This window comes from Pseudomonas sp. Pse1 (assembly GCF_024519635.1).
Classification (GTDB): Bacteria; Pseudomonadota; Gammaproteobacteria; order Pseudomonadales; family Pseudomonadaceae; genus Aquipseudomonas.
Window position 1 is genome coordinate 37351 of the sequence record NZ_JALJRO010000014.1, and the last position, 12756, is coordinate 50106.

Here is a 12756-nt window from a genome sequence, read left to right on the forward strand (position 1 = left end):
CGGCAAAAACAATGGGGCGAACCCTAGGAAAGCCCATCACGCTTGTCAATTGCCCTGACGCCGATCCGGCACTTTCCTGCACAGCGATCATACTGAACGCTCAATTCACCGATCGAGGTCATGATGAATCTGCACTTCGAAGAACTCACCGGCACCGACGGCGCGCGCCTGGGCATCGCCAGCCTGGATGCCGAGAAAACCCTCAACGCACTGTCGCTGCCAATGATCCGCGCCCTGGCCGAGCAACTGGACGCCTGGGCCAAAGAGCCGCAGATTGTCTGCGTGCTGCTGCGCGGTAACGGCGCCAAAGCCTTCTGCGCCGGCGGCGAGGTGCGCAGCCTGGTCCAGGCCTGTCGGGCTCATCCGGGCGAAGTGCCGCCGCTGGCCGGGCAATTCTTTGCCGCTGAGTACCGCCTGGATTTCAACCTGCACACCTACCCCAAGCCGCTGATCTGCTGGGGTCATGGCTATGTGCTGGGCGGCGGCATGGGGCTGCTGCAGGGTGCGAGCACCCGTATCGTCACCCCCAGCAGCCGCCTGGCCATGCCGGAGATCAGCATCGGCCTGTACCCGGATGTCGGCGCCAGCTGGTTCCTTTCGCGCCTGCCGGGCAAGCTCGGGCTGTTCCTCGGCCTGAGCGGTGCGCAAATGAATGCGCATGATGCCATCGACCTGGACCTGGCGGACCGCTTCCTCCTCGATGAGCAGCAGGAGTCCTTGATCGAGGGCCTGCTGCAACTCAATTGGCAGGAGCAGACGGCGATGCAACTCAACAGCTTGCTCAAGGCCCTGCAACAAGAGGCCGTTGGCCAACTGCCCGAGGCGCAATGGCTGCCAAGGCGCCAGCAGATTGACGAGCTGCTGGACGTCAGCGACGTGCGTTGCGCCTGGAAAGCCATCAGCCAGTTGCGTGATCACCACGACCTGCTGCTCGCCCGCGCGGCCAAGACCCTCGGCGATGGCTGTCCACTGACGGCCCATCTGGTGTGGGAACAGATCCGCCGTGCCCGACACCTGTCGCTGGCCGAAGTCTTCCAGATGGAATACACCCTGAGCCTGAACTGCTGCCGGCATCCCGAATTCAGCGAAGGCGTCAGGGCGCGCTTAATTGACAAGGATAACCAGCCACACTGGCACTGGCCGGACATCAATACGATTCCGCAGGCAGTGGTCGAGGCGCATTTTCACAAGGCCTGGGAGGGTCGCCACCCGCTGGCGGATTTGTCGGACTACTGAAAAGAAAAGCGGCGCGTAATGCGCCGCTTGAGCTCTGGCCTGGCTTAACGGTTGCGCCCACCTCGGTCGCCATGACCATCATGATCGCCATGCCGGCCGTCGCCACGGTTGTGCCCACCGCGGTTCTCCCAGCGCTGATTGCTCTGTCCGTAGTTGTTGCCCCAGCCCCGGTTGCGCTGATCATCCCAGCCACGGCCCGGCGCCGGACGGTAAGCATGGGGTTGGGCCTGGTAATAGCGTGGTGACGGTTGATAATAGCGCGGCCCCGATTGGTAATAACGGGGGGATGGGTAGTAACGCGGCGGCTGTGAATAGTAGCTGCGTGGATAGGAATAATAGGAACTGCCGCCGTAGTAATAAGCCGGTGCCGGCGACGAATAGACCTCTGAACTGTAATAGCTGGAACCCCCTCCGTCGTAGTAGGGAACACAGGCGGCAAGACTCAAACTCATCGAACTGATCAAAACTAGTCGGTGATACATAGCGGCCTCCTGGACCGCGAAAGAGCCACACCAGCGACGCGGGTGGGCGTCAGTCGATTCATCTGCCTGACGTAACATCTGACATCGAAAACGGAAACTGGTGCGCAGCGTTAACAGTTTGATACATGTCATCCGTCGCTTGCCTTGAGCAAGCACCGTCCGATGTGGATTTGGTCGTAAATGCCCGCGTTATTTTCTTGCGGTGCCACTAGAATGCCTCACATCCCCTTCGCCAACGGATTCGTCATGCCGCTTCGCTCTGCGCTGTTTTCGCAACGTTCGTTGGTCCTGACCCTGATTGCCTTGCTGGGCGCCGGTTTTCTTGCCACCTCCCTGCTCAGTTACTACGCCTCGCGCACCTCGATCCGCGACAGCATCGTCAACACCGAATTGCCCCTGACCTCCGATACGGTGTACTCGGAGATCCAGAAAGACCTGGTCCGCCCGATCCTGATTTCCTCAATGATGTCGCGCGATACTTTCCTGCGTGACTGGGTGGTGGCCGGTGAACAGGACTCCGGGCAAATGACACGTTACCTCAACGAGGTCATGACCCACTACGGCGCCTACACCGCGTTCTTCGTCTCCAACAACAGCCTGACCTATTACCAGGCCAAGGGCGTATTGAAGAAAGTCAGCACCACAGAGCCGCGCGACATCTGGTACTTCCGCGTCCGTGACATGGGCACGCCCTACGAAATCAATGTCGATGTCGACATGGCCAACCAGGACAGCCTGACCTTTTTCATCAACTACAAGGTCTACGACTACCAGAACAATTTCATCGGCGCGGCGGGCGTGGGCCTGACCGTCGATGCGGTGATCAAGTTGATCGACACCTATCAGCAGCGTTATCAGCGCAGCGTGTACTTCGTCGATACCGAAGGCCGCATTGTGTTGACCGGTGCCGACGGCGGCCCGCAAGGCGCTCGGGTGGGACAGGCGTTGAGCGAGCTCGATAGCATGAAAGAGCTAATGGCCAAGCTGCCCAAACCCCACAGCGGCAGCTTCGAATACATGACCCAGGGCCAGGGACACTTCCTCAATGTTCGGTTTATTCCGGAACTGAACTGGTACCTGTTCGTCGACAAGCGCGAAGGCAGTGCCTTGCATGAGGTTCGCCAGTCGCTGTACCTGAATCTGTTGATCTGCCTGGTCGTCACCCTGATTGTCCTGGCGCTGGTGATCCGCGTGATCACACGCTTCCAGAACCGCATAGAAGCCCAGGCCACCCTCGACAGTCTGACCGGCCTGCCCAACCGTCGCGGTTTCGATCTGCTCGCGGCGCAAGCGATGCAGGAAGCGCAGCGCGAACCCAAACCGCTGACCGCCATGCTGCTCGACCTCGATCACTTCAAACGCCTGAATGACACCCATGGCCATCTGGCTGGCGACCTGGTTCTGGCCGGGTTCGCCCGCGACCTGGAAAGCTGCCTGCGCCAGTCCGACATCGTCTGCCGCTGGGGCGGTGAGGAGTTCATCGTGCTGCTGAAGGACACCGACGCCCACGCTGCTCTGAAAATCGCCGAGAAAGTTCGTCATTTGATCGAACAACAGCGCTACAGCTATCAAGGAAATGCCTTACGGATTACCGTAAGCATCGGCCTGACCACCCTGCAGCCCGATGACACCCTGCATAACCTGCTGTCGCGTGCCGACCAGGCGATGTACCGGGCCAAGCTCAGTGGCCGTAACCGCACCTGCTCAGAGATGCCGCACACCAGCTATGCCTAAACCCGACCTCTGCCCTGCCTGCGGCGCCCGCAACGATTGCAGCCTGGCCGATCCACAAACCGCCGACCGCGCCTGCTGGTGCTTCGCCGTGACCATTGATCCGGCAGTACTCGCCGCCCTGCCCGCTGAACTGCGCAACCAAGCGTGCCTGTGCCCCGCCTGTGCCCGGGTCGAATCGCAACTTCAGGCAAGTCGTACGCCCATCGAGTAAGATGCGCGCCCACTTGCCACCTTCCGACTCCCATGCGCGTTGACCGTTTCCTCAGCAACCTGCCCTGCTTCAACCGCAAACAGGTGCGCCTGCTGCTGGTCGAGCGACGGATCAAAGTAGATGGGCAGATCGTCAGCGACCCGCATTTCGAGGTCCGCGAATTCAGTCGCGTCGAATGCGACGATCAGGTGTTGCAGGTCGGCAAACCGGCGCGTTTTTTCATGCTGCACAAACCCATGGGTTGTGTCAGCGCCACACGCGATCCGCAACACTCCACCGTGCTCGATCTGATCCATGAGCCTGACAAGGACGACCTGCACATCGCCGGCCGCCTGGACTTCAACACCACCGGACTGATGCTGATCACCAACGATGGCAGTTGGTCACGACGGCTGACCCAGCCGCAGACCAAACTGCCGAAGATCTATTACGTGGAAACCGAGCAGCCGATTACCGCCGAGTACACACGCACCTTTGCCCAAGGGCTGTACTTCGCCTTCGAGGACCTCACCACCCAGCCAGCCGAGTTGACGCTGCTGACCTCCCACAGTGGACGGCTGGCCATCGTCGAAGGCCGCTATCACCAGGTCAAGCGCATGTTCGGCCACTTCGACAACAAGGTACTGCGCCTGCACCGCGAACGGATGGGCCCGCTGTTGCTGGACAGCACACTGCAACCAGGTGAATACCGCCCCCTCAGCGCCGCCGAGATCGCGCTGTTCTGAACGGATGACCGCCCGGCAGACTTTGTCGAACAATTCGCCAACGGCACTTGCGCGATAGACGTCGCCCTGCTTGAATCAAACCGTCGGCCGAAATGTGACCGACAGGTCACACCGTACATCCAAGCAACTTTTTGTCGGTCGAGAGCCTCAAGGCTCCAAATCCCCCGACAGACTGCCCGCCTATAACAATACCCGTCGACCAGACCTCAGCGGATCGACATGGGCCATTTCCTTCCAGGCGTATGCCTACCTGTCATAAAGCCCGTGCACACTCAGTTGCGCGCCTACACGCTTGCCAGGAGTCTTACGACATGAGGCCAGAAATCGCTGTGCTGGACATACAAGGTCAGTATCGGGTTTACACGGAGTTCTATCGCGCAGGTGCCGCAGAGAAGACCATTATTCTGGTCAACGGCTCGATGGCCACCACTGCGTCGTTTGCCCAAACGGTGAAGAGCCTTCACCCGCAGTTCAATGTGGTGCTCTACGATCAGCCCTACGCGGGCAAGTCAAAAGCCCACAATCAACACCAGAAAATGCTCACCAAGGAAGTCGAAGGACAGATCCTCCTTGAGCTGATCGACCACTTCGCCGCCGAGCACGTGCTGTCGTTCTCATGGGGCGGCGCCGCTACCCTGATCGCCCTGTCCCACCGCCCGCGACGGATCGAAAAAGCGGTGATCAGTTCGTTCTCGCCGGTGATCAACGAACCGATGCGCGATTATCTGGAGCGCGGTGTCGACTACCTCGGCAACCTCGACCGCGACCGTGTCGGTCATCTGGTCAACGACACCATCGGCAAACATTTGCCGTCGTTGTTCAAGCGCTTCAATCACCGCCACGTCAGCAGCCTGGCCGAACACGAATACGGGCAGATGCACTTTCACATCAACCAGGTACTCAACAGCGACTGCCTGTGCTACCTCAAGGCGGCCAAGCAAATCGATGTGCCGGTGCTGTTCCTCAACGGCGAATGGGACGAGTACACCAGTGCCGACGACGCCAGGATATTTGGCAACCATGTGCAATACAGCAGCTTCAGCACCATCGAGGCCACCGGGCACTTTCTCGACATGGAGCACAAAGCCGCCTGCCGGGACAGTCGCCAGGCACTGCTGGGTTTTCTGAAACCGGCGCAGTATGAAAGCCGAACGCGTTCCCACTTCACCCAGGACCACCATGCACTGGCTATCTGAAAAATCGTCTTTGCCAGCAGCCTCCTCGCCTTAGGGAAAAGCAGTTCCTTAAGCCGAGGAGGCTGCCCGGCAAAAACGGCGTAAACGCAGATCACGCAAAGAAAAACTTCAAATCCTTCGCTACATCTGGTACAAAGTCAGCCGCTCTGAGCGGGTGTCGTATAATGGCATTACTCCAGCTTCCCAAGCTGATAACGAGGGTTCGATTCCCTTCACCCGCTCCACATCATTTCAATCGCTTGTCCAGGCAATGTCTGACAGGGGATGCCAAAAAACCGGTCCAAGCGACCGGTTTTTTTATGCCTGCGATTCCCTTCGCCTTCCTGGTTGCGTCTCGCGTATCACCCCGCAATACACCCGCACGCCACGTGAACTCAGCAATCGCGCAGGCTTCCTACACTGCTCCCTACCACTTATCAATTACCGGGCCAAAATGGTGGTTATGGTGTTGATAAAAGACAAATAGTAGGTACAGTAACCACCTACACAGCACAGGGACGTGATGTGAATAGTCGATATTTGATTAGCCAGATTGTCGCAGACGGCTGGGATCTGGTTCGGGTTCGCGGCAGCCATCACCACTACAAACATCCAACAAAGCCTGGATTGGTGACGGTCCCCCACCCGAAAAAAGACCTGTTGACCAAGACTGCCGTGAGCATCCTGCAACAAGCCTTGCTGAATTGAATCGACACACCCGCTATTTGAGGACGATGAACATGCTTTACCCGATTGCAATTTCCAAGGGCGACGATGAGCACGCCTGGGGTGTGGAAGTACCGGACATTCCCGGTTGTTTCTCCGCAGGCGATGACCTGGACGATGCCATTGCCATGGCGCGCGAGGCCATCGAGGGGCATTTCGAGATACTCGCCGATGACGGCGCAGCCATTCCCCATGCCAACAAAATCACTGTGCACGCCGCCAATCCGGCCTACAGCGACGTGACCTGGGCGCTGGTGGACATCGATATCACCCGTTACCTGGGCAAGGCGCAGAAGCTCAATATCACCCTGCCCGGTTACTTGCTGACGCGCATTGACGAATACGTGCTGAATCACCCGGAAGAAAAAAGCCGCTCCGGCTTTCTGGCCTCGGCGGCGTTGAAGGTGTTACAGCAGCGCTGATGATCTTCAGCGAGTGGCGACGATGAACATCCTCGGGAACGGCAACAGCACCGAGCCGTCGGCCATCACAGGAAAGTAAGGCTTGAGGGCTTCCAGGTACTGCGCCAGGTATTGGTTTTTTTCTGTTTCGTTCAAAGGATCGAGAAACGGTCGCAGGCCACTGCCCTTGAACCATTCGACCACTGCCGCCGGCCCACCCTTGAGTGGGTGGTGGTAGGTAGTACGCCACACATCCACACGCGCGCTGCAGCCGCAGAGTATCTGGTAATAGTTCGTGGCGTCGTCGAGGGCGGTGCGCTGCCCGGCAATGTGCGCCAGCTTGTCGGCCCACGGCCCCTGGGCGGCCACTTCACGCATCATGCGGTGCGGCGGTTGCTCCAAATTGTCGGGCATCTGGATGGCCAGGCTTCCACCCGGGGCCAGCTTGCCAACCAGTGCAGGCAGCAGCGTGGCGTGGTCGGGCAGCCACTGGAACACGGCGTTGGCGAAGATCACATCGAAGGGACCGGCTTCGTTCCAGTTGGCGATATCGGCCTGATCGAAACGCACCTGCGGCAGGCGTTTGCGCGCTGCCTCAATCATGTCGCCAGAACTGTCCAGACCCCGCACCATCGCGCCGGGAAATCGCTCGACCAGCAGCTGTGTCGAATTACCCGGACCACATCCGACATCGATCACCGAGCGCGCGTCGACAGCGGGAATCGCCGCCAGTAAATCCCGCGCCGGGCGCGTACGCTCGTCCTCGAAGGCCACATACTGCTTTGCAGACCAGCTCATCGCATACTCCTGTTACGGATCAGGAAACAGCGACATGCCAGACTCGGCATATCGCTGGTGGGGCGCCAGTAAGCGACGCACTGGCCAATGCCGTCAACCGTCAGTCACAGGTTGTAACATCCGCGCCCATATCTCGAACTCAAAGAGACCGCCCCCATGACCCAGAACATCTACGACGATCCCGGATTTTTCCGGGCCTACAGTCAGTTGCCTCGATCCGTTGGCGGCCTTGAATCAGCACCGGAATGGCCAGCGCTGCGTGCACTGTTGCCGACACTGCAGAACCTCCGAGTGGTCGACCTTGGCTGCGGCTATGGCTGGTTTTGCCGTTGGGCCAGCGAGCAAGGTGCACAAAGCGTGCTCGGACTTGATGTCTCGCAGAAAATGCTCGAAAAAGCCGAGGCCACGACGCAGGCCGGCAACATCAGCTACCGCCAGGCTGATCTCGAGTGCCTCGACCTTCCCACGCAAAGTTTCGACCTGGCCTACAGCTCTCTGGCGCTGCACTACATAAAGGATCTACCCGGCCTGTTCACGCGCGTCCATGACGCATTGGCGCCTGGAGCCCGCTTAGTGTTTTCCATCGAGCACCCGATCTTCATGGCCCCACGCAATCCGGGCTGGATTGTCGACGCACAAGGTCAACGCTCATGGCCGGTGGACAGCTATCAGATGGAGGGGGAGCGGATCACAAATTGGCTGGCGGAGGGTGTGATCAAACAGCACCGCACAATCGGGACATTGTTGAATCTGCTGATCGCGGCCGGCTTGCGGATTGTCCATGTCAACGAATGGGGGCCGACTGCCCAGCAGGTCGCCGAGTTGCCGGCACTGGTCGAAGAACGGGAGCGACCGATGATGTTGTTGGTGGCCGTCGAGCGTTAGCGGCGCAATCATCGTGGGCGCAACACACGCCCACGATGAACGTTCACTTGCCCCCGAATACCGCTTCGCTCCTGCTTGGCGTGGGGGCTTTTTTAGCAGCAGATGGCTGTCTGCCTGCTGAATAATTTCAAGGAAATTCCCCCACTCCGCCGTGGTCTGAATTCCAGGCATATCCCAATAAGGAGCACGGTAATGAAGTTCGCAAAGGCGTCTCAGAAGCTGGCGTTGTGGGCGGGCAGTCCGAGGACGTTCCTCCTGGCCATCGTGCTGATCGTCGGCTGGGCGCTGACCGGGCCGCTGTTTGATTACAACGACACCTGGCAATTGATCGTGAATACCTCGACCACCATCATCACCTTCCTGATGGTGTTCCTGATCCAGAACACGCAGAACCGCGACACCGACATTCTGCACCTGAAGATCGATGAGTTGCTGCGGGTGACCAAGGATGCGCAGAACGCCATGCTCGGACTCGAAGCCCTCGACCTCAATGAGCTTGAGGCCCTGAGAAAACGCTACCGGAAAATCGGTGAGGGTCAGTCGATTGCACTGGAAGAAGCACCTGCTGCCAACGGGCAGCAGGATTTGAACCAATGCTGAAATGACTCAGCGACTCGCCAGTAACGTCTTGGCCATTTGCAAGTGTTGCTCGAGCTTGGGCAGGGTTTCTTCGGCAAACGCCTTGAGCTCCGGCACGTCGGTGGTCCTCGCCTCCTCCTGCAATTGCTCGATGGCCTGCTCGGTGGTTTGCACCTGGCTGGCCGCGTAGGCCGAATCGAATGACTCGCCTTCCTTGACCTCGGGTATCAAGGTTTTGGCCTTGTCCATGACCTCTTCGCGAGGGGCAACGGGCAGGTCGAGTTTCTTGGCGATTTTCGCCAGGTGCTGATTGGCCGTGGTGCGGTCGTTGATGACCACGATGGTGAAGTCCTTGACCTCCTTGGACTCGGATTTCTGATGCGCCAGGCGGCTGGCTTCGATGTCGGCCATGCCCTGAGCTGATACTTCGTTGATGAATTCGGCCGGTGACTGGGCCCATGCGCTGCCGGCGCCCAGGCTCAGCAAAGCGGCAACACTAATGATCGATAATCGGCTGGCCATGGGTTTCATGGTTTCGCCCTCCTTGAACAGACAAAAAGAAACGTCGAGGCGCCCCCGACACTCTTTGGAAGGTAAAACCGCGCAAAGGTTTAAAAAAAGCCATCCAGCCCACGACGAGCGGAACCTCAAGCCGGGTCGAGCCGGTCGCTCAGGCGCTTGGCGGCGTACATGGCTTCGTCCGCATGTTTGAACAGCTGATGCTCCTCACGGCCATGCTCGGGGTACAGGGCAATGCCTATGCTCGGCAGGATATTCAGGCTATGACTGTCGAGCCGCATCGGCTGGCCCAGCACCTGGCGAATCTTGCTTGCCACGCGTGAGGCGTCTTCGGCGGCCTGGATACTGTCAAGCAGCACCACGAATTCGTCGCCGCCAATCCGCGCCACGGTGTCCGTCTCCCGCACGCAACCTTGCAAGCGGTTCGCCACGGCCTGCAAAAGCATGTCGCCCACGCCGTGACCGTACGTGTCGTTGACCTGTTTGAAATGATCCAGATCGACGTACAGCAGCGCCATACGGCTACTGTCCAACTGAGCCTTGCTCAGGGCCTTGGCCAGCCGTTCACGCAACAGCTCGCGATTGGGCAGACGAGTCAGGTAGTCGTGCTGGGCCATGAATTGCAAACGATGATGCAGTTGCTTGCGCTCGATGGCAGCCGCCACCTGGGCACAGACGTACTGCAACAGCTCCTTATCGCGTTCGGTATAGCGTTCGCCGCCAGGCATGCTCTTGACGATCAACGCGCCGATGGTGCCCTTTTGCGAGTTCAGCGGCACACCCAACCAGCAGGGCGAATCCTGATCACTGATAGCACCGGGAAATCCGGGCAGGGAAAACGGTTGATCGGGCGTCAGCAGTACCGGCTGTCCACTTCGAATTACTTCGGCACACAACCGTCCGGTCACGCTGAGTTCGGGTTCACGCTCGTGCTCATCGACATGGTAGGGAAAATCCAGTTGCGCGCAGTGCTCATCATAGAGCGCCACCGAGAAATTCAGCGCCGGCAGCCACTCACCGATCAATTGATGAATACGCTTGAACAGCGCCAGCAAATCCTCGGCGGCATGGGCGGCCTCGGAGATTGCGTAGAGCGCCGCCTGCCGTGACTCGGCTTGCTTGCGCTCGGTGATGTCACGGGCGACTGCGATACGCAATTGATCGACCTCCGACCAACGCGCCGACCAGAGGATGTGCACCACCTGGCCGTCCTTGCGCAGGTAGCGGTTTTCAAAGTTGGGATTGGGTTGGCCGCTCATGATTTTCCGGGCGGCATCAAGGGTGCGCTGGCGATCCGCCGGGTGGACCATCTCGATCATCGGCTGGCCGATCAGTTCGTCCGGCGTGTAGCCAAATACCTGCTCGCAGGAAGCGCTGACAAATACAAAGCGTCCCTGACTGTCGACGGCACACACGACGTCGAGCAGCAGGTCGATATAGCTGGCCAATGGTGCAGAGTTTTTGCTGGTCATCGAAGATGGATACTGTCCAAAAATGCAGCCGTGAGTATCTCTCCAGGACCTGACCACTCCCCTCCCAGGCGGTGGTCGTACATAGCTGGCGCAGCCTTGCGCCCAACCTCAACTCTTGTTGGCCAGCAACCCCGGCACCGCGTGCAGCAAGGCGTTGATGGCAAAACCGACGAACATTACCCCGCAAATCCGAGTAATTGCCAGCTCATGACGCTGATACAGCGTGCGCACCCGACGAGCGCCTACAATTCCGATAAGGATAGCGTATGCCAAAATGCCACCAAGGAAACTCAGAAAAATAAGTGCGGGCAACATCGACCACTGCAGCAATTCGGCACGGCTGGACAGCAACGCGGTAAAGGTCGCCACGGCCACCGGGTAGGCCTTGGGATTGGTCAAGCCGAACATGATGCCGTGCCAGAACGGTTGCCGGGCCGCCCCTTGCGGCGCATCGTCAGTGGAGCGACGCGCGCGAATGGCGCGCATGCCCAGCCAGAACAGATACAAGCCACTGAGCACCCCTAGCACGTCGAAAGCGCTGCTGCCGATCTCCCGCGCACCGACGATCGCAACCAGTGCGGTGCTGCACCAGACCACATCCCCCAACAGATGCCCGCAAAGAAATCCCGCGCCAGCCCGTCGACCACGAGCCGCACCGATCCCGAACACCGCGAGCACGCCGGGGCCTGGGGTGATCCCGTAGATAAAGCCCGAAGCGAGTACAGCCAACAACAGAGATGCGGTCATGCGGGATAACTCCAGGTCTGGTCGAGCGGGAAGAGGCGTTGTATCACGAGATAGGTCAGCGCAGCACCGACTGGATAAAGATGAGTGGCTGAGAACAGCGCTCAAAAACATCGATGACGAAGCCGCGCACATTGCCCTGGAGAATCCGCAGGCAGCAGCGGGCTTTGTCGCGAGCATCTTCTCCAGTGTCGAACTCTTGGCCCGTTTCCCGGCAATGGACGGTCCCAGGTCACCCCTACTTCATTCCTTACCGAGTTCGCCAAGGCCGATTGCAAGTACGACGGGGCTTTCACACCCGTCGCCTGCCGCCCGGCTCCTGCTAACGTCAGACTCCCCGCATATCCTTCGGCACCACATACTGCCGACCGTCATAGCGCAAAGTCGTCAGCACCGTTTTACCGACGGTGTCGGTGGACTCGCAGTCGGTCTTGCCCAACGTGCTCTGCGTCCCCGTGGTCACCGAGCGCACGATCAGATCGGCAAAGCCGTGGCTGCTGGTTTTAGCCAGGTCGAGGGTACGCTGGGTGCGACTGAATTCACCCGCGCAATTGGTATCCCACTCGCCATTGCTCGACTCGATCACCAATTGTTCGAGGACCGGACGCAAGGCGTTGCCTTCACGCACGTACAGCGACAGCACGGCCTGTTCGAACGGGTTGGCCCGCGACGAACCGGTGAAACCGGCACGCACGCCAAAGGCCCGCAGGTCGGAGGTCAGTTTGTAGCGGGCAGTGTCGATGCTCAGGCCGTCGAAGCGCACGGCGTCGGAGCTGTACACCGAGGCCTGGGCGTAGCGGGCCAGCGGCTTGCCGTCGATGCTCGAGACCACCGCCAGTTTCAGGTCGTACATGCCGGTGCCATCGGGGGCATCGCTCAGGGTCGGATCAGGCTCTATCTGCGACAGTGCGGTGATGGTCTGGCCGTCGTAGGCCGGCCACTCCTTGCACACCGAGTAACCCGGTACGCCCTCGGGCAATGACGGTTGTTCGCAGCGGCCATAAGCCTGGGTCGCCCCCAGAGCACCACTCATTGCCACGCATCCCAGCCAGCGGTATTTCAAGGTCAT

At 59.5% G+C, this 12756-nt stretch carries 15 protein-coding genes, 1 tRNA gene and 1 pseudogene; 11 read left to right on the forward strand and 6 right to left on the reverse strand.

The window, feature by feature from the left end; translation table 11 throughout:
• Nucleotides 1–123: 123 nt before the first annotated feature.
• Nucleotides 124–1236 (forward strand): enoyl-CoA hydratase/isomerase family protein, encoded by a 1113-nt coding sequence (locus NR126_RS19780; protein ID WP_027621221.1) that lies wholly within the window; start codon nt 124–126, stop codon nt 1234–1236.
• A gap of 44 nt (nt 1237–1280) precedes the next feature.
• Here the strand turns inward: NR126_RS19780 and NR126_RS19785 are convergent, their stop codons facing one another.
• Nucleotides 1281–1718 (reverse strand): hypothetical protein, encoded by a 438-nt coding sequence (locus tag NR126_RS19785; RefSeq protein WP_105755787.1) that lies wholly within the window; start codon nt 1716–1718, stop codon nt 1281–1283.
• Between the two features lie 246 nt (nt 1719–1964).
• Here NR126_RS19785 and NR126_RS19790 point away from each other — a divergent pair, with 246 nt between their 5' ends.
• The 7 genes from NR126_RS19790 (at nt 1965) to NR126_RS19820 (ending at nt 6711) form a co-directional block, all read left to right on the forward strand.
• Nucleotides 1965–3452 (forward strand): sensor domain-containing diguanylate cyclase, encoded by a 1488-nt coding sequence (locus NR126_RS19790; RefSeq protein ID WP_027621219.1) that lies wholly within the window; start codon nt 1965–1967, stop codon nt 3450–3452.
• Nucleotides 3445–3663 (forward strand): cysteine-rich CWC family protein, encoded by a 219-nt coding sequence (locus NR126_RS19795; RefSeq protein WP_027621218.1) that lies wholly within the window; start codon nt 3445–3447, stop codon nt 3661–3663. The genes NR126_RS19790 and NR126_RS19795 overlap by 8 nt, the downstream gene beginning before the upstream one ends.
• Before the next feature lie 32 nt (nt 3664–3695).
• Nucleotides 3696–4388 carry a pseudouridine synthase gene (locus tag NR126_RS19800; RefSeq protein WP_256830902.1) on the forward strand — a complete coding sequence of 231 codons (693 nt, stop codon included), beginning with the start codon at nt 3696–3698 and terminating at the stop codon, nt 4386–4388.
• 311 nt (nt 4389–4699) lie between these two features.
• Nucleotides 4700–5584 (forward strand): alpha/beta fold hydrolase, encoded by an 885-nt coding sequence (locus NR126_RS19805; RefSeq protein ID WP_027621216.1) that lies wholly within the window; start codon nt 4700–4702, stop codon nt 5582–5584.
• A gap of 150 nt (nt 5585–5734) precedes the next feature.
• A tRNA-Gly gene (locus NR126_RS19810) sits at nt 5735–5808 on the forward strand.
• A gap of 280 nt (nt 5809–6088) precedes the next feature.
• Nucleotides 6089–6271 carry a type II toxin-antitoxin system HicA family toxin gene (locus NR126_RS19815; protein WP_105755785.1) on the forward strand — a complete coding sequence of 61 codons (183 nt, stop codon included), beginning with the start codon at nt 6089–6091 and terminating at the stop codon, nt 6269–6271.
• Between the two features lie 32 nt (nt 6272–6303).
• The gene (locus tag NR126_RS19820) at nt 6304–6711 is read left to right on the forward strand and encodes a type II toxin-antitoxin system HicB family antitoxin (protein WP_027621215.1); all 408 of its coding nucleotides are present in this window, start codon (nt 6304–6306) and stop codon (nt 6709–6711) included.
• A 6-nt stretch (nt 6712–6717) separates the two neighbouring features.
• Here the strand turns inward: NR126_RS19820 and tam are convergent, their stop codons facing one another.
• The gene (gene tam, locus NR126_RS19825; protein WP_256830903.1) at nt 6718–7488 is read right to left on the reverse strand and encodes a trans-aconitate 2-methyltransferase; all 771 of its coding nucleotides are present in this window, start codon (nt 7486–7488) and stop codon (nt 6718–6720) included.
• Nucleotides 7489–7644: 156 nt separating this feature from the next.
• On the opposite strand from tam, the gene NR126_RS19830 reads away from it, so the two are divergent.
• Both NR126_RS19830 and NR126_RS19835 read left to right on the forward strand, forming a co-directional pair.
• A complete protein-coding gene (locus NR126_RS19830) occupies nt 7645–8373 on the forward strand; it encodes a class I SAM-dependent methyltransferase (protein ID WP_256830905.1) in 729 nt (242 codons plus the stop codon).
• Nucleotides 8374–8565: 192 nt separating this feature from the next.
• Nucleotides 8566–8973 (forward strand): low affinity iron permease family protein, encoded by a 408-nt coding sequence (locus tag NR126_RS19835; RefSeq protein ID WP_256830907.1) that lies wholly within the window; start codon nt 8566–8568, stop codon nt 8971–8973.
• A 6-nt stretch (nt 8974–8979) separates the two neighbouring features.
• Here NR126_RS19835 and NR126_RS19840 read toward each other — a convergent pair whose 3' ends face one another.
• From NR126_RS19840 to NR126_RS19850, 3 genes are all read right to left on the reverse strand, one after another.
• A complete protein-coding gene (locus NR126_RS19840; RefSeq protein WP_105755782.1) occupies nt 8980–9483 on the reverse strand; it encodes a DUF4142 domain-containing protein in 504 nt (167 codons plus the stop codon).
• A gap of 116 nt (nt 9484–9599) precedes the next feature.
• Complete coding sequence (locus NR126_RS19845; RefSeq protein WP_256830910.1) at nt 9600–10943, reverse strand: bifunctional diguanylate cyclase/phosphodiesterase; 1344 nt, start codon at nt 10941–10943, stop codon at nt 9600–9602.
• A 108-nt stretch (nt 10944–11051) separates the two neighbouring features.
• The gene (locus NR126_RS19850; RefSeq protein ID WP_027621209.1) at nt 11052–11690 is read right to left on the reverse strand and encodes a LysE family translocator; all 639 of its coding nucleotides are present in this window, start codon (nt 11688–11690) and stop codon (nt 11052–11054) included.
• A 70-nt stretch (nt 11691–11760) separates the two neighbouring features.
• Between NR126_RS19850 and NR126_RS19855 the strand changes: the two are divergent.
• Nucleotides 11761–12013, forward strand: a pseudogene (locus NR126_RS19855) (type II toxin-antitoxin system RelE/ParE family toxin).
• Between the two features lie 2 nt (nt 12014–12015).
• Here the strand turns inward: NR126_RS19855 and NR126_RS19860 are convergent.
• Nucleotides 12016–12756 (reverse strand): hypothetical protein, encoded by a 741-nt coding sequence (locus NR126_RS19860; protein WP_256830911.1) that lies wholly within the window; start codon nt 12754–12756, stop codon nt 12016–12018.